Origin of the sequence: Streptomyces sp. NRRL B-1140, from assembly GCF_001280065.1 — a bacterium.
In the GTDB taxonomy this organism is placed as follows: Bacteria; Actinomycetota; Actinomycetes; order Streptomycetales; family Streptomycetaceae; genus Streptomyces.
Genome location: NZ_LGEA01000102.1, coordinates 342,560 through 365,102 on the forward strand (window position 1 = coordinate 342,560; position 22,543 = coordinate 365,102).

Genomic DNA, 22,543 nt, shown 5'->3' on the forward strand with positions numbered 1-22,543 from the left:
GAGCCGGTTCGTCCGTCGGGTGTCCCCGAAGCCCGTCTCCAAACGGCCCCTGGGCGCACCCGGGGCACCAGACGTGGCCGGAACTATTCGGTTGCGTGTCCGATGGGGTGGCTGTGGAGAATGCGGTTCGTGATGTGGACCGTGACGCCGGAACCGTACGACTCCCCGGTCGCCGCCGCCCTGTGGCGGGCGTACTACACCGAGGTCAGCGACCGCTGGTACCTGCTGCACCAGGGGCGGCGCACCGACCCGGCCGAGCTGGAACGGGAGATCGCCGCCCGGCCGGGTGCCGATCTCGCGCCGCCCGACGGCCGGTTGCTCGTCGCCCGGTACGGAGGTGAGCCGGCCGGCAGCGCGGGCGTACGGCTGCTGGACGGCGCGACCGCCGAGCTCACCCGGGTGTTCCTGTACGAGGCGATGCGCGGCCGGGGCGGCGCCGCGCTCCTGGTCCGGGCCGCCGAGGACGCCGCACGCGCGCTCGGCGCCACCCGGATGATCCTCGACACCCGCGGCGACCTCGTCGAGGCCCGCGGCCTCTACGCCCGCCTCGGCTACACGGAGACCGGCCCGCACAACGACGACCGGTACGCGGAGCACTGGTTCAGAAAGGAACTGACCCGGCCTCAGACCGGCTCCTGCGAGGGGCCCACCCGGTAGGGCCGCTCGCGACGCGATCCGCACAGTTCGCCGTTCAGCTCCCGCACGAGCTGCTCCAGGTCGGCCGGCCGGTCCGGCCCCCACCAGTCGCCGAGCAGCTCGGCGAGGGACTCCTCGCGGGCCCCGGCCAGCCGGCCGGCGACCTCGTGTCCGTCGTCGGTCAGGACCATGTCGACGCCCCGGCGCACGGCGAGGCGGCGTTCCTCGGCCTGCCGGGCGGCCTCCATGATCACGTTCAGGGGCAGGGGCATGGTGTCGGCGAGCACGGCCGGCTCCACTGAGCCGTAGCGCCGCATCCGCAGCAGCAGCCAGCTCGTCGCGGGCAGCAGGTCGTAGCCCGCCCGGGCGGTGATCCGCCGGTAGATCTCGCGCCGCCCCGCGCGGGTGCCGAGCACCGACAGCGCCCGGCACACCTCGTCGTACGAGGACCGCTCGACGGGGTTGCTGGCGAGGGTCTCGCTGGCCTCGGGTGCGGTCACCGAGCCGCGCAACCGGTCCTCCTTCAGGAACCAGGCCAGCACGAAGCCGAGGAGCGCGACGGGGGCGGCGTACAGGAACACGTCCGTGATGGAGACGGCGTAGGCGTGCAGGGCCGGCGGGCGCAGGCCGGGCGGCAGGGCGGCGATGCCCCGCGGGTCGGCCTCCAGTGTGTCCACGGAGGTGCCGGGCGGCAGCCGGGCGCCCCGGAAGGCGTCGGTGAGCTGGTCGCCGAGCCGGCCCGCGAAGACCGTGCCGAAGACGGCGACGCCGAACGAGGCGCCGATGGAGCGGAAGAAGGTCGCGCCGGAGGTGGCGACCCCCAGGTCCGCGTAGGGCACGGCGTTCTGCACGATGAGCACGAGGACCTGCATGACCAGCCCGAGCCCGAGCCCGAAGACGAAGAAGAAGCCGCTCAGCTCGGCGGTGGAGCTGTGCTCGTCGAGCTGGTGGAGCAGGAGCAGCCCGAGCGTGGTGATGCCGGTGCCGGCGATCGGGAACACCTTCCAGCGGCCGGTCCGGCTGACGATCTGCCCGGAGGCGGTGGAGGCCAGCAGCAGGCCGAGGACCATCGGCAGCATGTGCACGCCCGACATGGTCGGGCTGATGCCCTGCACGACCTGGAGGAAGGTCGGCAGGTAGGTCATGGCGCCGAACATGGCGAACCCGACGACGAAGCTGATCACGGCGGCGAGCGTGAAGGTGCGTACGCGGAACAGCTTGAGCGGCAGGACGGGTTCGGCGGCCCGCCGCTCGACGGCCACGAACGCGACGGCGAGGACGGCGCCCAGCACGGCGAGGCCGGCGATCTGCCAGGAGCCCCATGCCCAGGTCGTCCCGCCGAGTGAGGCGACCAGCACCAGGCAGGTGGCGACGGCCGCGATGAGGAAGGTGCCGAGGTAGTCGATGACGTGCCGCTGCGCCCGGCGCGGGATGTGCAGGACGGCCGCGATCACGGCGAGCGCCACGACACCGACGGGCAGATTGACGTAGAACACCCAGCGCCAGCTCAGATGCTGGGTGAACAGGCCGCCGAGCAGCGGTCCGAGCACGCTGGTCGCGCCGAAGACGGCACCGAACAGCCCCTGGTAGCGGCCGCGCTCCCGAGGGGGCACCAGATCGCCGACGATCGCCATCGACAGCACGATCAGCCCGCCGCCGCCGAGCCCCTGCAGGGCCCGGAACGCGATCAGCTGGCCCATGTCCTGCGCGGCCCCGCACAGCGCCGATCCGACGAGGAAGATCACGATCGCCGTCTGGAAGAGCCTCTTGCGCCCGTACTGGTCGCCCAGCTTGCCCCACAGGGGGGTGGCGGCGGTCGCGGCCAGCAGATATGCGGTGACCACCCAGGACAGGTGGTCCAGCCCGCCCAGATCGCTGACGATCGTGGGCAGCGCGGTCGCCACGATGGTCTGGTCGAGGGCGGCGAGCAGCATGCCGAGGAGCAGGGCGCCGATGGAGACCAGGACGTTCCCGGGCACCTGCTCCCGGGGGGCCGTGCCGGGGGGCGTCAGTGTGGTGGCGTTCCCGTCCTCTGCCATCCGGCCTCCCGCGTCTCCTGTGATGTTTTCCATCGTGACCGCTGTGGCCCGTTATGGCCTGCCGGGCCCTTTTGGAAGCCGTGCTTCCGGGGGCTGCTCGACCACCCTGTGGAGAAGATCTGGATAATCTCTGGAGTTCGCGAGGGGAGGGAGGGACGCGTGGAACCGCCGAACGGTAACCCGTGCCCGGAGTGCGGGGCGCCCAGACAGCGGGACAACACCCCCGCCTGCGCCTGCACACACCGAGCCGCCGAGGCCCTGCGCGACGCCCGCACGGCCCAGGCGGCGGCAGCGGAGGACTTCGACCCGCTGCGGATCCGCCCGTACGTGGAGATCGATCCCACGACCCCGAAGCCGCCCGCAGTGGCCCCGGGCGACGCGGGCGCGGACACCCCGGACTCCGCCGACGCGCACGGCACTGCCGCTCCTCAACCCGCCCAGGGCCGGGGAGCGACGGCCGCGGCGGCCGCGCCGCGGCGTGCGGGGACGGACCCCGTCGCCCCGTCCCCGCACGCGGCGACGGGCGTCACCGCCTCGTCGCGGCCCGCGGAGCCGGCGCCCGCCGGGGGTGCCGCTCCGCCGCCCTCCCCCGCCGACGCCACGATGCCCCTGCGCCCGGTCGGCCCGGACGCGACCGCCGCCCTTCCGGCCGCCACCGTCTCGATGGGCCCGACGCCCCCTGCTCCCGCCGCGGCCGAGCCGAGCGTCACCGACCTGCGCCTGTTCGAAGGAACGGCGCGGGCGGACCGCGGCGCCGCGGGCGGGAGCGGCGCGCAGAGGTCCGGGCGGCGGCGCACCCTGCTGCTCGCCACGGCCGGTGCCTGTGCCGCCGTCGTCGCGGCGGCCGGGTACGCCAGCGGGCTGTTCTCCTACGAGGGCCCGTCCCGGGACAGCGCGCTGCCGGACGACATCCGCGCGAGTGTGCCGGACGCCCCGTCGAGCAGCGCGGCGTCCACACCCCCGGCAGGCGACGCTCCGGCGGCTCCCCCGGCCCCGGCGGCGCCACGGCCGTCGCCGTCCCGGAGCGGGAGCCCGTCCGCCTCGCCGTCGCCGTCCGCGCCGAGCCCCTCGGCGAGCCCGTCGCAGTCGCCGTCCCCGTCGGCATCGCAGCCGTCCGCCACGGCGACCGGAGCCGAGCAGGCACCCCCGGACAACTCCCGCCAGAAGGCCGGCCCCACCGTCCTGCGCCTCGGCGACCGCGGCCCGGAGGTCACCGAACTACAGCTCCGCCTGCGTCAGTTGAACCTGTACGTCGACGACGCCGACGGCAGCTTCGACGACCGCCTCCAGGAAGCGGTCCGCACCTACCAGTGGTCACGCGGCATCCAGAGCGACGACCTCGGCGTGTACGACGCGGAGACCCGGAACAAGCTGGAGTCGGAAACCCGGGCGCCGTGACGGCCCGATGAGCCGGTTGCCCGGGCCCGGCCGAGTGTCCGGCCTCAGCCGATGTGCAGGCGGATCGCCCCGTCGCCCAGGGCCTCCACCCGCACCCGCGTGAGGTCCTCGATCACGACGTCGGGCTCGTGGGCCGCGGCCCGGGGGCCGATGCCCACCACGGTCATTCCGGCGGCGCGACCGGCCGCTATCCCGGCTCCGGAGTCCTCGAACACCACACAGTCGGCGGGGGCGATCCCCAGCTCGGCGGCGCCCTTCAGAAAGCCCTCCGGGTCGGGTTTGCTCGCCCCGACGGACTCCGCCGTCACCCGTACCCCGGGCAGATCCAGACCGGCCGCGGCCATCCGCGCCGTCGACAGCGGCACGTCGGCGGAGGTCACCAGGGCGTGCGGCAGCCCCCGCAACGAGGCCAGGAACTCCGGCGCCCCGGGGATCGCGACGACGCCGTCGGTGTCGGCCGTCTCCTCGGCGAGCATCCGGGCGTTGTCGGCGTGGTTCTGCTCCATCGGCCGCTCGGGCAGCAGCAGCGCCATGGAGGCGTAGCCCTGCCGGCCGTGCACGACCTTCATGACCTCGTCGCCGTCCAGCCCGTGGCGTTCGGCCCAGCGCCGCCAGACGCGCTCGACCGAGGCGTCGGAGTTGACGAGGGTGCCGTCCATGTCCAGCAGGAGGGCGCGGGCGGTGAGCACGGCGGTGGCCGTCATCGGCAGCTCCAGGGCTCGGGGCGCGTTCCAGCGCGGGAGAGGGGCTGACGGCGGATCGCGACCGGCACGCCCCCGGGGGAACAAGGCGGCCCCGCCCGCCGGTCAGGGAAAACGGGCGGAGGCCACTTTGTTCCTCCACGGTACAAAACAAGCCCGGCTTGCGCCAGGGGCCCCCACCGGACGTTCACACCCTCTCGGCCCGCCCGGATCAGCCGGTCACGGCCTCCCACAGGCTCCACAGCCCGAGCGCCAGCATCACCAGCGCCGCGATCTGCGTGATCAGCCGCAGCGGCACCTTCTTCATCAGGGCCTTTCCGCCGACGATGCCGATCCCGGCCACCGCCCACAGCGCGAGCACCGCGCCCAGGCCGACGGAGAGCGGGTCGTCGTAGCGGGCGGCCAGGTTCGCCGTCATGATCTGGGTGAGATCACCGAACTCGGCGACCAGGATGAGCATGAATCCGGCACCCGAGACCTTCCAGAAGGACTGGTTCTCCGGCTTGCGGACCTCTTCCTCCTCCTCGCCCTTCTTCAGCAGCAGCACCGCGGCCCCGCCCAGGAAGAGCACGCCCGTGAGGGCCTGCACGATCTGCTGCGGCAGCAGCGTGAGCACACTGCCGGCCGCGACGGCGAGCACGACATGCAGCGCGAAGGCGGCGGCGACACCGGCGAAGACGTAGGAGGCGCGGTAGCGGGTGCCGAGGACGAGGCCGGCGAGGGCGGTCTTGTCCGGCAGTTCTGCGAGGAAGACGACACCGAAGACGACGGCCGTCACGGTCAGGCTGATCAAGGGTTCCTCAATCGGTCGGGGCTGCCCCACCGAGAGTGCTGGACCTTCGCACGCGACACCTCGGCACGGCAGCACATCGGTACCCGCGCCGGGGGACGGCACGGGTGTGCACTGCTTTGCCGAAGGTCTCGCTGGCAGGTCCGGGAAAGGACCGGCCTCCGGGCGCCGGCTCAGGCGGGCTGAGCAGTATGTCGACGGTCCGGCGAAGAGCTACTCCCCTTCTGCGCCGTCCATGGTACGGGACGCGCCCGGAGTGAAAAGTTCCGCCTTGAATCTTGTCATGTCATGGCCGCGTCACTAACTTCTCACCGGACGCACATCTGTGCGTCACACGGCGGCGCGAGCATTCCCTCGCTCGCAAGCCAACGCCCCCCTCTCCCCAGGGAGTTCGCATGCCCAGGTTCTACGCGCGTCGACGGCTGAGCGTCGCCGCGGCGGCCACCGCGCTCATATCCTCCGTGGCCCTCTTCAACGCCCCCACGGCCTCCGCCGCCCTCCCCACACCCGTGAGCGCCGCCACCGCCCGCACCTACCTCGCCTCGCTCACCGTGGCCACCGAGGACCGCACCGGCTACGACCGCGACCTCTTCCCGCACTGGATCACCCAGTCCGGCACCTGCAACACCCGCGAGGTCGTCCTCAAGCGCGACGGCACGAACGTCCAGCAGGACTCCTCCTGCGCCGCCACCAGCGGCAGCTGGTACTCGGTCTACGACGGCGCCACCTGGACCGCCGCCTCCGACCTGGACATCGACCACCTGGTCCCGCTGGCCGAGGCCTGGGACTCGGGCGCCGGCTCCTGGACGACGTCCCGCCGCCAGGCGTTCGCCAACGACCTCACGCGCCCGCAGCTCATCGCGGTCACCGACAACGTCAACCAGGCCAAGGGCGACCAGGACCCCGCCACCTGGATGCCCTCCCGGACGGCGTACCGCTGCACCTACGTGCGCGCCTGGGTGCAGGTGAAGTACTACTACGGCCTCTCCGTCGACTCGGCCGAGAAGTCCGCGCTGCAGAACCACCTCGCGAGCTGCTGACACGCTGATGTCGTGCCGGGACCTCCCCGCCGGCCTCCGTCGCTGCGTACCGTACGGGTCGACGGAAAGGGGAACGACATGAGCGCACTGCGCCTCGGACCGCTGCTGAGGTACACCGACGGCTCGTCCGCCACCGTGTGGGTCGAGACGAGCCGTCCGTGCACCGCCGAGGTGCGCTGCGCCGACGGCGCCGGCGGCACGGCCCGCAGCTTCCAGATCGCGGGCCACCACTACGCGCTGGTCCCGGTCACGGGCCTCACGGCCGGTACGACCACGACCTACGAGGTACTCCTCGACGGCACCCGGGTGTGGCCACTGCCCGGCTCCCCCTTCCCGCCCTCGGCGATCCACGCGCCCGGCCCGCAGGGCGGCCTGGACGTGGCCTTCGGCTCGTGCCGCTGGGCCTCCCCGCCGGCGGGCGGCGACGACCCCGTCGGCCCGGACGCCCTGGACGCCCTCGCCACCCGCCTCGCCGCCGACCCCGAGGGCGAGCGGCCGCACGTGCTGCTGCTGCTCGGCGACCAGGTGTACGCCGACGAGACCTCCGACTCCACGCAGCGCTGGCTGGCGGGCCGCCGCGACCTGAAGGAGGGGCCGGGCAGCGGGGTCGCGGACTACGAGGAGTACACCCACCTCTACTACGAGTCGTGGCTCGACCCGCGCATCCGCTGGCTGCTGTCCACCGTGCCCAGTTTCATGATCTTCGACGACCATGACGTGATCGACGACTGGAACACGTCCGCCGCCTGGCTCGAGGACATGCGCGCCACCGGCTGGTGGCAGGAGCGGCTGCTGAGCGGGCTGATGTCGTACTGGGTCCACCAGCACCTCGGCAACCTCTCCCCGGAGGAGCTGGCGGCCGACCCGGTGTACGAAGAGGTGTGCAAGGTCCCCGACGGCACCGATGCACTGCGCACCTTCGCGTCCCGGGCCGACGCCGACGCGGCCACGGTCCGCTGGAGCTACCGGCGCGACTTCGGGCGGGTACGCCTGGTGATGGTGGACAGCCGGGCCGCCCGGGTCCTCGCCGAGGACCAGCGCGCGATGCTCGACCCGGGCGAGGAAGCCTGGCTGCGCGAGCAGGTACGGGACACCGAGGCCTACGACCACCTCCTGATCGGCACCTCGCTGCCCTGGCTGCTGCCGCATCTGGTGCACGACGCCGAGGGGTGGAACGCGGCGCTGTGCGGCGGCGAACGCGGCGAGCGGTGGGCGCGGTTCGGGGAGAAGGTGCGCCGCGCCGCGGACCTGGAGCACTGGTCGGCGTTCCCCGAGTCCTTCGCGGGGCTGGCGGAGCTGATCGCCGAGACGGGCTCGGGGCCGGACGCGCCGGCGACGGTGTGCGTGCTGTCCGGGGACGTGCACCACGCCTACATCGCCGAGCCCTCGTGGCCCGGCCGGAATCCGGACGCCCGGGTCGTGCAGCTCGTCTGCTCCCCCGTCCACAACTCGGTGCCGCTGTCGATGCGGCTGGCCTTCCGCATCGGCTGGAGCGGGATGGCGAGGGGCCTCGGCCGCGCCCTGGCCCGGCACGGCCGGCTCCCGAGCCCGCCGGTCGGCTGGCGCAAGACGGGCGGCCCCTGGTTCGGGAACCAGCTCATGACCCTCACCCTGCGCGGCCGCTCCGCCCGGCTGCGCCTGGAGCACGCCAAGGCCCGCGAGGGGGCGGGGCCCCGTCTGACGACGTTGCTGGATGCGGAGCTTGCCCCGTAGCCCGGCTGTTCGACTGGTTTGTCGCACCGCGCTCGCGTGTGAGAACCCTCATAGCGACAGGGGAGTTGGACGTCACACCGCCCTCCCGTTGCATGATGGATCGTCAAGAAGTTGCACACATACGGCAGTTCACGTCCGATGTGCCGACAACAGGCGTGCACGGACGACCGCTGCGGAAGCCCCGGCCAGGGGTGGATTCGGTCACGTTTTCGGACGTGGAGTCGGTGGCCGGAGCCGTCCGACGTGCAGCTGAGCGCCCCATCAAGCCTTCGATGAAGGTAAAGCAATGGCCAGATGTTGAACTTGCAAGCATCAAATAGGCGCACCTAACGTGGGTTACTCCGCGGTATCCGTCCCCGACCGGTCTCCCCAAGGCCGGCCAACCGAAGGAGAGACCCCCCACATGACCGCTCGCCTCAACGGCGCCCAGCCGTATGCGCTCGGACTGTTCCGGATCGTCATCGGCCTGCTGTTCGCCTGCCACGGCGCCGTCGCGCTCTTCGGCGTCCTCGGCGGCGTGGACGGCAAGGGCGGCACCGCCGCGACCGGCGCCTGGCCCAACTGGTACGCGGCCGTGATCGAACTCGTCGGCGGCATCCTGGTGCTGCTGGGCCTCGGCACCCGCATAGCGGCCTTCATCTCGTCCGGCGCGATGGCGTACGCGTACTTCAAGGTCCACCAGCCCCAGGGCCTGTGGCCGATCGAGAACAGCGGCGAGGGCGCGGCCATGTACTGCTGGGCCATGTTCCTGCTGATCTTCACCGGTTCCGGCGCGTTCGGCGTGGACCAGCTGCTGGCCAGGCGCACCTCGACGCAGCAGCAGCGCTCCGCGGACCAGACCCCGGTGGCCGCCTGAGCCGCCCGGCCCGCCGGACACGACAGCGGCGCCTTCCCTTCGGGGAAGGCGCCGTTCTGTCTGCGGTGACCCGCTACCCGGGCAAGGCGGACTACATGCACACATGTACTGACAACTCTGGACAAGCCGAGGCGAGGTGAACAGTCCGCACCGAACGTATGAGCCCCCCGTGAACCGCCCGTCACACCCCAGGCGTACGCTCTATGGCTGTCATGGCCACTCCTGCCGCTCCCCCCGCGCCATCGCGGCACGGTCTGGCCCACGGGGGAGTCACGGGGAGTCGCGGTGCTGGAGCAAGTGGGGTTGCCGATCGGCAGCCCGTGGATCTACGCGGTGGTGGCCTTGTCCGTCCTGCTCGACGTGTTCCTGCCGGTGCTGCCCAGCGGCGTCCTGGTGATCACGGCGGCCACGGCGGCGGCAGCGGGCACCGCGACCGACGTGCCCGACATCCTCGCCCTGACGCTCTGCGCGGCCACCGCCTCCGTGCTGGGTGACCTGGCCGCCTACCGCCTCGCCTGGCGGGGCGGCGCCCGCCTGGACCGGGCGATCTCCCGCTCCCGACGGCTGAGCACCGCCCAGGAACGTCTCGGCGCGGCCCTCGCCCGGGGTGGCGGCGCCCTCGTCGTCGTCGCCCGTTTCGCTCCCGCGGGCCGCTCGGTGGTCTCCCTCGGCGCGGGCGCCGCCCACCGCCGTGCCCGTGACTTCCTGCCCTGGTCGGCCCTGGCCGGCTTCACCTGGGCCGTGTACAGCGTCGCCCTCGGCTACTTCGGCGCTCACTGGCTGGGTGCGACCTGGCTGGCGACGGCGGTGTCGGTGGGCGCGCTGTTCGGCGCCGGGGCAGGAGCGGCCTATCTGATGCGGCGCGAGCCGCGGACGTCGTAGTCCGGGCTCCGGCTCACCCCACCCCGACCACCACGACCTGGAAGCGGCTGAGACATTGACGACGACGGCGTCGCGGGAAGCCTCCCGAACCGAACGGATCACCTCCGCCGCCAGGCGGCGCCCACGCGCGACGCTGTGGGCCGCGGCCGGCGTGATCACTCTCGGGTTCCTCGTCGCCCTCCAGATCACCGCGTACCGCCTCGGCATACCCGGGCCGATCACCACGCAGGCGCGCGAGGTGATCTACGCCCCCAAGTCCGGGTTCCTGCTGTACGCCAGCCTCGCGCTGACGATGGTGGTGCTCACCTGGCGGCAACGGCTCGCCGCCCTCGGCACCGCGATCGGCATCGACCTGGTGTTCCTGCTGGTCCGCTGGGCGACCGGCACCTACCCCGACGAGGGCCACCCGTTCGGCAACGGCGCGCTGTGGGTGATCCTGGGCGTCGGGGTCATCGCCCTCGCCCGCCGCACCGGGGCGGAGCGCGTCCTGCTGCTGAAGGGCGTGGGGCTCGGCCTGCTGCTGGTGACCGGCCGCAAGACCGGGGACACCTGGCTGCTGATCACGTCGAAGACGCGCCCGCTCGTACTCGACCCGTACATCGCCATGGCCGACCACGCGCTGGGCAACCCGTCGTGGCTGGCGGGCCGGCTGCTCAGGGCGAGCGGCCCGGTCGGCGAGCACGCCCTCGACTACGTCTACGCCCAGCTCGCGGTGGCCGCGGTGTGCGTGGCGCTGTACCAGCTGCGCAACGTGGCGGCCGAGCAGCGCTTCCCGCGCCACCACCTGGTCCGCACCTTCCTGCTGATCGGTGTGCTCGGACCGGCCGTCTACATGATCTACCCCGTGGTCGGGCCGATGTTCGCCTACGGCCCCGAGGGCGGGCACTGGGCGGTGGCCAACCTGTGGCCGGACACCCTGCCGCCGGTGATCACCCCGTCCGCGGTGCCGTTCGACGAGATCACCCCGCGCAACTGCATGCCCAGCCTGCACACGGCCTGGGCGACCACGATCTTCATCCACTCCCGCAAGGGGCCGCGCGCCCTGCGCTACGCCGGCACGTTCTGGCTGGTCGCCACCCTCGCCGCCACGCTGGGATTCGGCTGGCACTACGGCGTGGACCTCATCGCCGGCGTGGTGTTCGCGTACACGGTCGAGGCGGCGCTGCGCACGTACGACCGCGGCTGGGACCGGGCGGGACTCCGGCTGGTCGGCTACGGGACGGTCGTCTTCGCGGTGCTGCTCGTGTCCTACCGTTTCCTGCCGCTGGAGATGGCCGCGTACCCGTGGCTCTTCGCGCCTCTGCTCCTGCTGGCGATGGTCTCGGTGGTCTACGGCTACCGGCGGACCACCAGGCTGTGGGAGACGCCGTCCATCCCGGCACCGCGCCCGGAACCACAGCCGGAACCGGCGCTCTGAGGCGCCGGAACGGCCTGGGCGCCTCACCCACGGGCACGGGCCGGCCACTCACGTCCCGCACCCGGGCCCGGCTTCGCTCACTCCAGCACCCGGGTCCGGCGGACTCGCCTTCCGCACCCGGCTCCGGCTAGCCCGCCTTCCGTGCCCCGGCCCCGCGGACCTCCAGGCCGTCCAGCAGCTCGGCCGTGGCCTGCGCGATCGCCTCGACGGCGCGGTCGAACACCTCCTGGTTGTGAGCGGCGGGGGCGCGGAACCCGGAAACCTTCCGCACGTACTGCAGGGCGGCAGCGCGCACATCCGCCTCGGTGGCCTCTTCGGGCATCGCGGGCGGGCGCAGCGTCTTGATACTCCGGCACATGCCCCCAGTCTCACCCTTTCGGCCCTCGTACGACAGCGACGCCTGCCATGATCGCTCCGAGGCGGCCACCGTCCCGGGGCCGACCGACGAGAGGAAGTCCTCATGGCGAACGAACTCACCGTGGCCGTTCTGGGCCCCGGCGGCGTGGGCGGTCTGCTCGCCGCCCTGCTCTCCCGCACCGGCCACCGTGTCATCTGCCTGTCCGGCGAGAAGACCGCCGAGCTCCTGCGCACCGACGGCATCCGGGTGCGCAGCGACCGCTTCGGCGACTTCACGGCCCGCGTCGAGGCCGACACCGAGCTGCGCGAGCCGGTCGACGCGTGCCTGGTCACCGTCAAGCACACGGCCCTCGACGCCGCCCTGGCCCGGGTCCCCGCGCCGCTGCTGTCCGACGGCCTCCTCGTGCCGTTCCTGAACGGTGTCGAACACCCGGCGGCCCTGCGCGCCCGCTACCGGCCCGACCGGGTGGCCCCCGCCGTGATCCGCGTCGAGTCGACCCGCGTCGCTCCGGGCGTCGTCGAACACGGCAGCCCCTTCGCGGAGATCGACCTGACCGGCACGGGCGTGCCCCGGCCCCGCCTCGACGCCCTGGCCGAAGCCTTCACCGCGGCCGGTCCGGCCACCCGCGTCCTGGAGGACGAGACGGCGGCCCTCTGGGCGAAGATGTCGTTCCTGGCGCCGTTCGCCCTGCTCACCACACGCTACGGCCTCCCCCTCGGCGAGGTCCGCACCCGCCACCGCGACGAGCTGACCGCCCTGGTGGAGGAGACGGCCGCGATCAGCCGCGCGTGCGGCGGCCCGGCGGACCCGGCCCAGGCGCTCGCCCGGTACGACACCTTCCCGGCGTCCATGAAGTCCTCGATGCAGCGCGACGCCGAGGCCGGCCGCTCCCTCGAACTGGACGCCATCGGCGGCGCGTTGCTGCGCGCGGCCGAGCGGCACGGGATTCCGGCCCCGGTGACGGCCCGGGTGGTGGGTGAGCTGCACCCGTCCGCATGAACCGCGGGAAGGAGCTCCTGAACCCCAGGAAGGAACTCGCCTCCTAAATTCGAACAGGCGTATCATTGGGTCGTGGCTACGACCTATGACTTTCCGAGTGACCTCCTGGCCGGCCAGGAGGAACTCCATCAGGTCAGGGCCGAGCTGTCGGCCCTGCTCAAGCGGCTCCCGTGGTCGGTGGAGCCACTGGACGGCTTCAGCGACGACAACGGCTGGCGCAAGGTGGAACGGCCCGCCTCCCCGGGATGGAGCGCGGACGAACAGGCCGAGGTGGAGAAGCTCCGGCGGCGGGAGCACGAACTCGCGGTGTTCGTCAGCACCCACCGCTACTGGTCCGAACTCACGGGCTCCGAGCGGGTGGCGGCCCGCTCGGAGCTGAAGCACGCGCACGAGGCTCCGCCAAAGGAGACCGGCGGAGCCTCGTGACGCCCCGGCTGTCGGATCAGCCCTGGCTCCGACTCCTGCCCGCGCTCTTGCCGAGGAGCTTGTTCATCTCGACGATCTCGGCGTTCTGGGCGGTGACGATGTCCTCGGCCATGCTCTTGGCCCGGTCATGACGGCCCTTGCTCTGCTCGGTCCGGGCCATCTCCACGGCCCCTTCGTGGTGCTCGACCATCAGGGTCAGGAACTGCACGTCGAAGGCCTTGCCCGTCAGCTTCTCCAGCCCGGCCATGTCCTCGGCGCCCATCATGCCGGGCATGCCGGAGTGGCCCGGCCCGGAGTGGTCCACGCCGCCGCCGGAGCCCCCGGGGACGTCCTCGCCCCAGGTCTTCAGCCAGCCGGTCATGGTCCGGATCTCCGGATCCTGCGCCTTCTCGATCCGCCTCGCGAGGTCCTTGACCGCGCCCGAGGAGGCCCGGTCACCGGCCAGCCGCGCCATCTCCAGCGCCTGCCGGTGATGCGGGATCATGCCCTGCGCGAAGGCGACGTCCTGGGCGTTGTGGGACCCGGCGGACGACGGGGCCCCGGTGGGGCTGTGGCTTCCGGCGTCGCCGTGACCGGCACCGCCGGCGGCCCGGTCGGCACCGTCACCGCCACAGGCGGCGAGGACGACCGCCGCGGCACCCGTCGCCACCACGAGGGCGGCACGGCGCGCCAGGGTACGAATGCTGCTGCTCATGCGTGAACTCCTGCTTCTGCGAGGAACTGAGGATGTCTGGACACGACGGGGCGTCACGCCGTGACCGGTCGGTACCGGTCGGCATGACGCGCCGTGTCTAGATCCGCAGAAGCTGGAGCTCGGAGAGGGAAGGCGGGGCCCGGGCGCCCTCCGTATCCACGACGGCATACGCCCGAACGGCGCTCTCCCCGACGCCCCCGGGGACCGGATCGGCGACCAGCGGAGGCAGCACCGGCCCGCCGCCCACGGCACCCGACGCGCAGGTCGCGTCGGCGTGCCGGGCATGCCCGCCCGCGCAGTGTGCGTAGGGCACGAATTGCGTCTGCACCGTGAGGGCGTCCGCGTGCCGCGTGTGCGCGGCCCCGGGCAGCCCCCCACCGGGCGCCAGCCCGTGCATGCCCAGCAACCCCGCCAACAGCCCCAGCACGCACAGCATCTGCCACCGCGTCAGCGGGGGGCGGGGCGTGCACCGGCGGGGGCTGTTCACGTGCTCATCGTAGAGAACGGCCCGGAGCGGCCATCGACCCGGGGCGGACGCGCGTGCGGGCCGCCTGCGGCTGTGCGACCGCCCCTACCTCCATCAGGTGAACCCGTTCAGCCTTCTACAACCGCGCGGCTCCCCCGGTGGGTCGTGCCCACGACACGAATGATCCCGAGGGGGACCCATGACCCGGCAGTACCCGCAGCAGCCCACCCAGCCCCACCCGCAGCAGCCCTTCCACGGCGCCCCGGCGCCCCAGCCGCCGAAGAAGCGCGGCGTGGGCAAGATCGCGGGCCTCGGCTGCGCGGGCCGGGGAAGGACCGCCCCGAGAAGGCCGGGCCGGCCGATGAGAAGTCCCAGGCCGAGCAGTTCCGCGACTGCGTCGCCGAGAACGGCACGGACACGGAGAAGGCCGCGGTCGAACACATCACGAAGGTGACCGGCGCGGACAAGCGCAACGACATCCTGGACGCGGCAGAGGTGTTCACCGACTTCAGCGGCGGCCTGATGGGCCCCCACCAGGGCGAGGGCAAACTCATCGCCTCCGCGTTCACCTCCTGCTACGAGTCGAAGAACGGCCTTGTCACGGTGTACGACAAGGACGGCGAACTCCTCGCCAACGCCAACTACTGATCCCCGCCGCGGGACGGCAACGGGAAAGGCCCCCCAGGAACATCCCTGGAGGGCCTCTCACCTGTTACTCAGCACCGTGGGCGCGGACGGTTTCGAACCGCCGACATCCTGCTTGTAAGGCAGGCGCTCTACCCCTGAGCTACGCACCCGGATCCCGGGCCACGCCCAGGTCGAGTCGACAGCCTACATGGCCCGGGGCCCGGTCCCGCAAACCCGTATCGCGGGGCCTCGGCGGGCCCCGCGCCGGGGGTCAACCCCCACCCTTGATCCGGGAGTGGCCCGGATCCCCCTGCGGGCCGCCGGTCCATACGGTCGTGGAGCGCCTCAAGGCGCCCGTCGTCGTCCAGGGGGAGACCGTCATACCACTCGCACCGCCGCCGCCCGCGCCACCGCCCTCGCCGGTGCCGTCGTCGTGCTCGCCGCCGGGCTCAGCGCCTGCGGGGCGTCCGCCGGGGACGACACGGACCCCGACCACCGCTCCTTCGGCCTCCAGGGCCGCACCCTCACCGTCGGCTCCGACGACTCGGCCCTGGAGATCGTCGCCGCCGACGAGCGCCCGTCGGGCAAGATCGAGGTCACCCGCTGGTTCGAGGGCTCGGTCGCCATCGGCAAGGCCCCCAGGGCCACCTGGCCGAGAGCAGCGCCCATGTGCTGTCCGCCCGGACCGGCGACGGCAAAGTGACGGTGCGAACGGCGAACTGACCGGCCCGTGTGTTCGTCCCTCACCGGTGGGAGAATGACACCGGGCAGGGTGGACCACAGCACGGGAGAGGGATGTGACGGCGACACCAGGACAGCCGGACTCGCCGTCGGTGCCGCGCGCACACCGCCCGCGTCGCACCGCTCCCCGCACACCGGGCAGCCCGCTCCGTGACGCGCTGACCCTGATGACGTTGCCGCTGGTGGCCGCGCTGGCGCTGCCCGCCGCCTTCGCGGGCGGGGGCACCCGGCGCTGGTTCGGCGGCCGGGCGGAGAACCAGCGGGCCGAGGCCCAGGCCGCGAAGGACGCCGCAGCGGCGGCCTTCTACGAACTCGACACCGCCCAGCGCGATCTGCGCATCTCGATCGAGACGATCACCGCCGTCGACGACTCCCCCGCCGCCCGGCGGGCCGTCGCCGACTTCGACGCGCTGGGCCGGCGGATCGACGAGGCCAGTCACCGGTACATCAACGCCGTCGACGCCCACGACCTCGACCGCGACGACCTGGAGGCCTCCGCCGCCTCCCGCGCCCGGGCCGAGCTGACCGCCGCCAAGGAGGAACTCGACCGGGTCAAACAGGAGCTGGACCGCTTCACCGACGGCCTCGGGCCCCTCCTCGGCAAGGCCGAGACCCAGCTGGCGCGTCTGGCCCCCGCGGTCGAACGGGCCCGCCAGGCCCTGCTCGCCGCCTCCGGCGCCCTCGACGCCGTACGCGCCTCCGGGCTCAGGGCGGACGATCTCGCCGCCCGGCTGGCCGCACTCTCGCCCGAGCTGACCAAGCTGAACCAGGGCGCCGGACAGCACGGCGTCCCGCAGACCCTGGAGCGGGCCGCACGGGTCACACGCGAGGCCGAGGCGGTCCGCGTGGAGTCCGAGCGGCTGCCGGAGCGGGCCGCTGAGATCGATCACCGTCTCGTCTCCCTGCGCACCCGCGCCCAGGCCCTCACCACCCGCTCCGAGCAGGTCGAACCGACCCTGAGCGAACTGCGCCGCCGCTTCACCGCGGCCTGCTGGCAGGATCTGCAGCACGTCCCCGACACCGCCGCCGAGAACGTCCGCCGGGCCGAGGCCAGACTGGCCGAGGCACGCACCGCCCGGAGCGAACAGCGCTGGGCCGACGCGACGGCCCTGCTGTCGACCGTACGGGCGCTGCTGAACAGCACCGACGAGGCCGTCTCCGCCGCCGGCGACCGGCTGCACCGCCTGAACGCCGTGCAGAAGGACCCCCAGCGGGAGATCGACCGCACGCGTTTCGCCATCCGCGACGCCCAGCGCCTCGCCATGGCCGGCCGCAACACCCCCGACCCGCGCCACGCCCGCCCGCTGGACGACGCCGTGGCTCGCCTGGACCGTGCCGTCGCCGGGCTGGAAGGCCGCCACCCCGACTACTGGCACTTCCTCACGGAGACGGAAGCGGTCCGCCGGGCCGTGGCCCACGTGGTCTCCGGGATCCGCGAGGAGCGAGGGGCCGGACACTGAGCCCGGCCCCCGCCCGTGCTCAGGTGCGGTAGGCGTAGTAGTACGCGTTCGGATACGACGCGACGAGGCTCGCCACCGACCTGCGGAGGGTGTTGTTGGAGTGGTAGGTCACGTACGGCACACCGCCGCTCTTGTACGTGACGATCATGGTGTGGTCCTTGGACCCGTCCCGGTCGAAGTCCATCTGGAGGACGTCACCGACCTCGAGCTGGAAGACGTTGGCGAGCGGCTGGGTCCGCTTGGAGTTCTGGGCGAACCAGGACCACTCGTTGACGCCGACGAAGGAGTCCGACTGGATGTCGGCGTTGCCGAACCACTTGGTGTAGTCGTACACATAGCCGGGAGCGTGCTTCCAGCCGCCCGCCTTCAGCGACTGGCTGACGAAGTTGGTGCAGTCGCCACCGGCGCCGTGACCGCTGAAGTCCGGGTAGTCCTTGTTGTAGACGTTCCAGTACTTCTCGGCATAGGCCGCCATGGCCTTGTAGTCGTACGTCGTGCCGGTCTTCGGGGCGGGTGCCGGGTTGGGGGTGATCGCCGCGCGCGGGGCGTTCGGCGTGGTGTTGTCGGCGGCGGTGGCCGTCTTGACGGGGGCCGGCTTGGAGAGTGTGTTCACCGCGAGACCGCCCTCGTCGGTGTCGCGGATGCCGGTGAGCCGCCAGTCACCCTGCCGGTCGGCCTTGAAGGTCAGCTCGTGCCGGGCCTGGAATCCGGTGGTCTTCGGCGCGTCGCCACGGGCCCCGGCGTAGGTCAGGGTCGTGGTCTCGGTGACGTCCGCCTTGGCCGTACGGCCGGTCACCCGCGTGGCGTTCAGGGTGACGGTGGTGCTGGCCTTGCCGTACGTCTCTCCGGCCTTCGCCAGCTTCTGCCGCCGCTGCCCGAGCGCGGACAGGGTGGCGTCCTCGGTGCGGGCCGTGCCGGAGGACAGGGCGACGTCGCCGGAGAAGCCGTCGGTCAGCGGCTTGCCGGCGCCGGTCCGTCCGCCGTCGACCAGGGCGTTGGTGCGGTCGGTGAAGACGGCGTCCGCCAGCCGCTGGAAGGTGGCCTTGGTCCGCGCGTCCACCGTCGGGTCGTCGACGACCGCCGCGCCCGCGCTCCAGTTGGGCAGCAGGGCGACGCCGGCGACGACCGAGGCCGCCGTGGCCCCGACTATCGTGACGCGGCGGCGCGTTCCGCTCAATTTCCGTGATTTCACTGGTGTTTCCCCTCTTGCCCCGGCCAAAGGGTTGCCGGGGTACGAGATCTTCGCATGGAGTGTGTGGCCGCTGTGAAGGGTGTTGCGGTCGTTACTTTGGCGTGATCACTTCACAACCGTCGACCAGTCGGGCGACTGCGCCGGGTCCAGGCCGCGCAGGCGTTGCAGGGTCCCGGGTTTCTGCACGTCGAGCCAGTCGGCCAGTTCCCTGAAGGACACGCATTTGACGTCCTTCTTGGTGCACATGCCCTTGACGACCCGGTCGACGGCCCGCATGTAGATGCCGCCGTTCCAGTCCTCGAAGTGGTTGCCGATGAAGAGCGGGGCACGGCTGCCGTAGTACACGCGGTTGAAGCCGGACATGTAGGAGGCGACGGTCTCCTCTTCCCACTCGGGGTACTTCGCCGGGTCGCCCTCGGTCTCGCCCTCGGACTGGTTGTAGAGGAAGTTGAAGTCCATCGAGAGGCCCTGGTACTTGCCGCCCTCGTAGGGGAGCATCTGCAACGGGAAGTCCCAGATGCCGTTCTTCTTGGCGGGCCATATCTGGAAGTCGCCCGCGGAGCTGGCGTCGTAGCGCCACTTGTAGTCCTTGGCGGCCGTCAGCAGGTTCTTCTGGCCCTCCAGGCAGGGCGCGCGGCCGCCCGTGACCTCCTTCCTGATGTCGAACGGCAGCGGCCCGAGGTCCTTGAAGCCGGTGTTGGTCTTCCACTTCTCGGTGAAGGCGTAGAACTGGTCGATCTCGCTCTTCCACTCCGCGACGCTCCAGTCGCCGCCGCCCTTCTTGCCGCAGAAGTGGCCGTTGAAGTGGGTGCCGATCTCGTTCCCGTCCTGCCACGCCTTGCCGAGTTGCTCCAGTGTGGTGCGTGTGTGCTCGTCGGTGGCGAAGCTGATCGCCGCCGAGCCCTTGGCGTGCTGGGGCGGGGCGTAGAGGTCCTTCTTGCTCTTGGGCAGGAGGTAGATGCCCGTGAGGAAGAAGGTCATGTGGGCGTCGTACTCCTCGGCCAGCTCCCGGTAGTGCGAGAAGAGCCCGTCGTCGCCCTGCAGCGCGCCGTCCCAGGAGAAGACCACGAACTGGGGCGGCTTCTCCCCCGGTTTGAGGGGCACCGGCTTCAACTGGCCCTTCTGCGGGCCGGTGTAGGAGGTGGAGCCGTCCCCGAGCACCTTCGTCCGCCCGTCCCACGGCGGTTCCTGGTCCGGCTTGGCGGCAGTCCCCTTGCGGGCCCCGGAGGAGGCGGTCGGGGTGGTGGTGTCCGAGCGGGTCAGCACCATGTAGCCGCCGACCAGGGACGCCACGACCAGGAGGGCCGCCAGGGTCAGCACCCGCGGGGGCGTGGCGCGGCGGGGTGCGGGGGGTCGGCGGCGGCGGCCGGACGGCTGTTTCATGCGCGGCTCATTCTGCGAGGGGGCGGTGGGGGGATCGGGCTCGGTCAGCCGATGCCTCGGGCACCGGACCAGATGCGGTAGGGGACGCTGTCGCCGGGGGTCCCCGCGATCCCGTCCAGGGGCAGTGGTTCGAGGCTCTTGGTGAGGTCGATGCGGTAGGCCACCACGGCCGTCGACACCGAGTTGGCGGTGCCGACGTACCAGGCGGCGGTGTCGTTCTGCGTGGTGCCGGTCTTCCCGGCCACCGCGGTGGTCGCGGCCGCACCGGGGCGGGCGGTGCGGAAGGCGTCCCTGAGGGCGGACTGGACCGCCTCGGCCACGCTCGCCTTCACCGCCCGGCGGGACGCGGGCTTCGTCAGCGCGACCTGGGAGCCGTTGCGGGTGATGCGGGCCACCGAGTACGGCTCGACGTGCTTGCCGGCTGCGGCGAACGTGGCGTATCCGCTCGCCATGCGGATCGCGCTGGGCGTGGCGCTGCCGAGCGACAGGGCGGGCACCTGCGGTCCGAAGCTGGAGGGGAGCAGGCCCGCCCGCTGTGCGGTCTCCCGCACCGTGTCCAGGCCGGTGTCCATGCCGAGCTGCATGAACGGCGTGTTCACCGACAGGGCCAGCGCCCGGCCCAGGCTGATCCGCCCGTAGGACTTCCCGCCGTCGTTACGGGAGGTGACCTGCTTGCCGCCACGGTCCCAGTAGGGGCCTTCGGGGGTCCGTACGGCGATGCCGTCGTCCCCGTCGTACAGCGTCTGCGCGGTGACCTCGGTCGCGGCGCCGTCCCGGGTCCGGTGCACACCGTGCTCCAGGGCCGCGGCGTAGACGAACGGCTGGAAGGCCGAACCGGCGGGCACGGTGGTCGCGTTCGACTCGTTGTAGCCCTGCTCACGGTGGTCGGGGCCGCCGTGGACGGCGAGGATGCGCCCGTCGGCGGCCACCGAGGAGGCGCCGAAGTGCAGGGCCTTCGCCTTGCCCGGGTGGTCCTTGCGCGCCTGCTTGCGGGCCTTGTCGACGGCGTCGGTGAGCGCGGTCTCCTGCTTGCGGTCGAAGGTCGTGTAGATCTGGTAGCCGCCCAGGTCGAACTCCCGGGCCGTCAGGTGCCCCGCCTTCTTGGCGTACTGGGCGGCCAGTTCCACCAGGTAGTCGCTCTGCTTGCCGGTGTCGTAGCCGGGCGCCCGCTTCAGCGGCTCGGGGAACTCCTTGTACCGGGCGCGTTCGGACTTCGACAGCGCGCCGGTGTCGACCATGCGGTCGAGGATCCAGGACCAGCGCTCGACCGCCCGGTCGTGGTTGGCCTTGCTCACGGAGGGGTCGTAGAGCGAGGCACCCTTGAGGAGGGAGGCGAGGAAGGCGGCCTCGCCCGCGTTCAGTTCGCCGACGTCCTTGCCGTAGTAGGCCTGGGCGGCGCGCTGGATGCCGTAGGTGCCGCGGCCGAACCAGCTCGTGTTGAGGTAGCCCTCCAGGATGTCGTCCTTGCTCATCTCGTTGTCGAGCTTCAGGGCGAGCATGGCCTCGGTGAACTTGCGGCCGACCGAGCGGTCCTGGTTGAGGTAGACGTTCTTGACGTACTGCTGGGTGATGGTGGAGCCGCCCTGCGTGTCGCCCTGGCCGAGGGTGCGCCACAGGGCCCGGGTGAGACCGCTGAAGGATATGCCGGGGTCGCTGTAGAAGCTCGCGTTCTCCGCCGCCAGCACCGCGCCGCGGACGTCCTCGGGTATGTCCTTCAGGGGCATCGCCTGCCGCCGCACCCAGCCGGTGCGGGCCATGGGGGTCCCGTCGGACCAGAAGTAGACGTTGTCCTGCTGGGTGGCGTACGAGTTGAGGTTGTCCGGGATGTCGGTCGCCGCGTAGGCGGAGCCCAGCAGGAAGACGCTCAGGCCGGTGAACGTCAGCGTGGCACCGAGCCATTGCCGCCAGGAAGGAGCCCAGCGCCGCCAGCCGGTGCGGTCGGCATGCGGGTAACGGGGCCGCAGGCGGCGGGCTTCGGACGCGACGCGGGCGGCGAGTCGGGCCGCCCCCGGGGCGGCGGCGGACAGACGGGACAGCGGGGAGGGCCGGGGTGCTCTGCGCCGCCGGCGCGATCCGTCCGGTGTGCTCCCGTCCTTCGCCACGCCGGACGCCGTGTCCGCCTGGTCGGTCGAGGCCGCCCCGACGACGCGCAACATCATGGTCTCGTCCACGCGCACGGGATCGGGGACCTTCAACTGCATGGTCTCGTCCGGTTCCCGCCCAGCCTTCGACACGGCCGCGTCTCCCTCCCGCTTACGGTGGTGCTCGCGCGGAAGGTCTTGGCTGCTGTGGTCGACGGCAGCGATCCCTCGTCATCCCCCGCCAGTACGGCTCCCCCGCGCGTTCGAAAGTTATCAGCGGCCTTTACATGTCCTCCACACCGGTGCGGCAACAATGGTCAGACGGGTTCGCGAAAGGCGGCATTTACGTCGGCGCGGATACTCTGTCCCCATGCCTCGCTACGAATACCGCTGCCGGACCTGCGGCGACACGTTCGAACTCAGCCGTCCCATGGCCGAGTCCTCCGATCCCGCGGCCTGCCCTTCCGGCCATGACGACACGGTGAAGCTCCTCTCCACGGTCGCGGTCGGCGGCTCCGCCTCCGCCTCGGCACCGGCGCCCCCCACGGGCGGCGGCGGTGGGGGCGGCTGCTGCGGAGGCGGCTGCTGCGGCTGACGCGGGCAGCCCGGGTTTCCTCAGGAGTCCTTCAGCTTCGGTTTCCTAG

The 22,543-nt window shown here is 72.2% G+C and carries 21 protein-coding genes, 1 tRNA gene and 1 pseudogene; 13 read left to right on the forward strand and 10 right to left on the reverse strand.

The annotated features are described in order from the left end of the window. Positions 1 to 120 precede the first annotated feature (120 nt). Positions 121 to 657, forward strand: coding sequence for a GNAT family N-acetyltransferase (locus ADK65_RS22355; RefSeq protein WP_053672120.1), 537 nt, complete (start codon positions 121 to 123; stop codon positions 655 to 657). On the opposite strand, the gene ADK65_RS22360 is transcribed toward ADK65_RS22355, so the two are convergent. Next, positions 624 to 2,675, reverse strand: a complete 2,052-nt coding sequence (locus tag ADK65_RS22360) for an MDR family MFS transporter (protein WP_053672121.1) — start codon at positions 2,673 to 2,675, stop codon at positions 624 to 626. The genes ADK65_RS22355 and ADK65_RS22360 overlap by 34 nt on opposite strands. A 159-nt stretch (positions 2,676 to 2,834) precedes the next feature. On the opposite strand from ADK65_RS22360, the gene ADK65_RS22365 reads away from it, so the two are divergent. Then, a complete protein-coding gene (locus ADK65_RS22365) occupies positions 2,835 to 4,073 on the forward strand; it encodes a peptidoglycan-binding domain-containing protein (protein ID WP_053672122.1) in 1,239 nt (412 codons plus the stop codon). Between the two features lie 44 nt (positions 4,074 to 4,117). Here ADK65_RS22365 and ADK65_RS22370 read toward each other — a convergent pair whose 3' ends face one another. Further along, entirely contained in the window at positions 4,118 to 4,777 is a 660-nt protein-coding gene (locus ADK65_RS22370) for an HAD-IA family hydrolase (protein ID WP_053672123.1), read from the reverse strand. Positions 4,778 to 4,985: 208 nt separating this feature from the next. Further along, positions 4,986 to 5,567, reverse strand: a complete 582-nt coding sequence (locus ADK65_RS22375) for a TMEM165/GDT1 family protein (RefSeq protein ID WP_053672124.1) — start codon at positions 5,565 to 5,567, stop codon at positions 4,986 to 4,988. Between the two features lie 392 nt (positions 5,568 to 5,959). Between ADK65_RS22375 and ADK65_RS22380 the strand changes: the two genes are divergently transcribed. From ADK65_RS22380 to ADK65_RS22400, 5 genes are all read left to right on the forward strand, one after another. Next, positions 5,960 to 6,604 carry an HNH endonuclease family protein gene (locus ADK65_RS22380; RefSeq protein ID WP_053672125.1) on the forward strand — a complete coding sequence of 215 codons (645 nt, stop codon included), beginning with the start codon at positions 5,960 to 5,962 and terminating at the stop codon, positions 6,602 to 6,604. 78 nt (positions 6,605 to 6,682) lie between these two features. Next, the gene (locus tag ADK65_RS22385) at positions 6,683 to 8,317 is read left to right on the forward strand and encodes an alkaline phosphatase D family protein (protein ID WP_053672126.1); all 1,635 of its coding nucleotides are present in this window, start codon (positions 6,683 to 6,685) and stop codon (positions 8,315 to 8,317) included. Positions 8,318 to 8,720: 403 nt separating this feature from the next. Beyond that, positions 8,721 to 9,173, forward strand: coding sequence for a DoxX family protein (locus ADK65_RS22390; protein ID WP_053672127.1), 453 nt, complete (start codon positions 8,721 to 8,723; stop codon positions 9,171 to 9,173). Positions 9,174 to 9,458: 285 nt separating this feature from the next. Then, a complete protein-coding gene (locus tag ADK65_RS22395; protein ID WP_053672128.1) occupies positions 9,459 to 10,055 on the forward strand; it encodes a DedA family protein in 597 nt (198 codons plus the stop codon). Between the two features lie 97 nt (positions 10,056 to 10,152). Beyond that, positions 10,153 to 11,472, forward strand: a complete 1,320-nt coding sequence (locus ADK65_RS22400; protein WP_267889749.1) for a phosphatase PAP2 family protein — start codon at positions 10,153 to 10,155, stop codon at positions 11,470 to 11,472. 127 nt (positions 11,473 to 11,599) lie between these two features. Here the strand turns inward: ADK65_RS22400 and ADK65_RS22405 are convergent, their stop codons facing one another. Further along, the gene (locus tag ADK65_RS22405; protein WP_053672129.1) at positions 11,600 to 11,830 is read right to left on the reverse strand and encodes a DUF2277 domain-containing protein; all 231 of its coding nucleotides are present in this window, start codon (positions 11,828 to 11,830) and stop codon (positions 11,600 to 11,602) included. Positions 11,831 to 11,932: 102 nt separating this feature from the next. Between ADK65_RS22405 and ADK65_RS22410 the strand changes: the two genes are divergently transcribed. Both ADK65_RS22410 and ADK65_RS22415 read left to right on the forward strand, forming a co-directional pair. After that, a complete protein-coding gene (locus tag ADK65_RS22410; RefSeq protein WP_053672130.1) occupies positions 11,933 to 12,829 on the forward strand; it encodes a ketopantoate reductase family protein in 897 nt (298 codons plus the stop codon). Positions 12,830 to 12,901: 72 nt separating this feature from the next. After that, on the forward strand, positions 12,902 to 13,255 hold the full coding sequence (locus ADK65_RS22415) for a hypothetical protein (protein ID WP_053672131.1): 354 nt from the start codon (positions 12,902 to 12,904) through the stop codon (positions 13,253 to 13,255). 16 nt (positions 13,256 to 13,271) lie between these two features. Here the strand turns inward: ADK65_RS22415 and ADK65_RS22420 are convergent, their stop codons facing one another. Both ADK65_RS22420 and ADK65_RS22425 read right to left on the reverse strand, forming a co-directional pair. Then, positions 13,272 to 13,949 (reverse strand): DUF305 domain-containing protein, encoded by a 678-nt coding sequence (locus ADK65_RS22420; protein WP_053672132.1) that lies wholly within the window; start codon positions 13,947 to 13,949, stop codon positions 13,272 to 13,274. A gap of 97 nt (positions 13,950 to 14,046) precedes the next feature. Beyond that, the gene (locus ADK65_RS22425; RefSeq protein WP_053672133.1) at positions 14,047 to 14,436 is read right to left on the reverse strand and encodes a DUF6153 family protein; all 390 of its coding nucleotides are present in this window, start codon (positions 14,434 to 14,436) and stop codon (positions 14,047 to 14,049) included. Positions 14,437 to 14,865: 429 nt separating this feature from the next. Here ADK65_RS22425 and ADK65_RS39320 point away from each other — a divergent pair, with 429 nt between their 5' ends. Then, positions 14,866 to 15,063, forward strand: coding sequence for a hypothetical protein (locus ADK65_RS39320; RefSeq protein ID WP_324614296.1), 198 nt, complete (start codon positions 14,866 to 14,868; stop codon positions 15,061 to 15,063). 77 nt (positions 15,064 to 15,140) lie between these two features. Here ADK65_RS39320 and ADK65_RS22435 read toward each other — a convergent pair. Continuing rightward, a tRNA-Val gene (locus ADK65_RS22435) sits at positions 15,141 to 15,212 on the reverse strand. 263 nt (positions 15,213 to 15,475) lie between these two features. Here ADK65_RS22435 and ADK65_RS22440 point away from each other — a divergent pair. Further along, positions 15,476 to 15,694: pseudogene (locus ADK65_RS22440) on the forward strand (hypothetical protein); the annotation flags it as partial. A 145-nt stretch (positions 15,695 to 15,839) separates the two neighbouring features. After that, positions 15,840 to 17,243, forward strand: a complete 1,404-nt coding sequence (locus ADK65_RS22445) for a hypothetical protein (protein WP_053672135.1) — start codon at positions 15,840 to 15,842, stop codon at positions 17,241 to 17,243. Positions 17,244 to 17,262: 19 nt separating this feature from the next. On the opposite strand, the gene ADK65_RS22450 is transcribed toward ADK65_RS22445, so the two are convergent. The 3 genes from ADK65_RS22450 to ADK65_RS22460 form a co-directional block, all read right to left on the reverse strand. After that, complete coding sequence (locus ADK65_RS22450; protein WP_234352927.1) at positions 17,263 to 18,420, reverse strand: amidase domain-containing protein; 1,158 nt, start codon at positions 18,418 to 18,420, stop codon at positions 17,263 to 17,265. A gap of 120 nt (positions 18,421 to 18,540) precedes the next feature. After that, positions 18,541 to 19,818, reverse strand: a complete 1,278-nt coding sequence (locus ADK65_RS22455; RefSeq protein ID WP_053672137.1) for a hypothetical protein — start codon at positions 19,816 to 19,818, stop codon at positions 18,541 to 18,543. A 44-nt stretch (positions 19,819 to 19,862) separates the two neighbouring features. Next, a complete protein-coding gene (locus ADK65_RS22460; RefSeq protein WP_420709063.1) occupies positions 19,863 to 22,052 on the reverse strand; it encodes a transglycosylase domain-containing protein in 2,190 nt (729 codons plus the stop codon). 217 nt (positions 22,053 to 22,269) lie between these two features. On the opposite strand from ADK65_RS22460, the gene ADK65_RS22465 reads away from it, so the two are divergent. Beyond that, entirely contained in the window at positions 22,270 to 22,494 is a 225-nt protein-coding gene (locus ADK65_RS22465) for an FmdB family zinc ribbon protein (protein ID WP_053672138.1), read from the forward strand. The last annotated feature ends 49 nt before the right edge of the window (positions 22,495 to 22,543 follow it).

Bases quoted from the DNA above. Each gene is read 5' to 3' on its own strand.
- ADK65_RS22455 (WP_053672137.1), bottom strand. From the start codon at position 19,818: ATGAAACAGCCGTCCGGCCGCCGCCGCCGACCCCCCGCACCCCGCCGC.
- ADK65_RS22370 (WP_053672123.1), bottom strand. From the start codon at position 4,777: ATGACGGCCACCGCCGTGCTCACCGCCCGCGCCCTCCTGCTGGACATG.
- ADK65_RS22360 (WP_053672121.1), bottom strand. From the start codon at position 2,675: ATGGCAGAGGACGGGAACGCCACCACACTGACGCCCCCCGGCACGGCC.
- ADK65_RS22405 (WP_053672129.1), bottom strand. From the start codon at position 11,830: ATGTGCCGGAGTATCAAGACGCTGCGCCCGCCCGCGATGCCCGAAGAG.
- ADK65_RS22410 (WP_053672130.1), top strand. From the start codon at position 11,933: ATGGCGAACGAACTCACCGTGGCCGTTCTGGGCCCCGGCGGCGTGGGC.
- ADK65_RS22420 (WP_053672132.1), bottom strand. From the start codon at position 13,949: ATGAGCAGCAGCATTCGTACCCTGGCGCGCCGTGCCGCCCTCGTGGTG.
- ADK65_RS22355 (WP_053672120.1), top strand. From the start codon at position 121: ATGCGGTTCGTGATGTGGACCGTGACGCCGGAACCGTACGACTCCCCG.
- ADK65_RS22390 (WP_053672127.1), top strand. From the start codon at position 8,721: ATGACCGCTCGCCTCAACGGCGCCCAGCCGTATGCGCTCGGACTGTTC.
- ADK65_RS22380 (WP_053672125.1), top strand. From the start codon at position 5,960: ATGCCCAGGTTCTACGCGCGTCGACGGCTGAGCGTCGCCGCGGCGGCC.
- ADK65_RS22465 (WP_053672138.1), top strand. From the start codon at position 22,270: ATGCCTCGCTACGAATACCGCTGCCGGACCTGCGGCGACACGTTCGAA.
- ADK65_RS22385 (WP_053672126.1), top strand. From the start codon at position 6,683: ATGAGCGCACTGCGCCTCGGACCGCTGCTGAGGTACACCGACGGCTCG.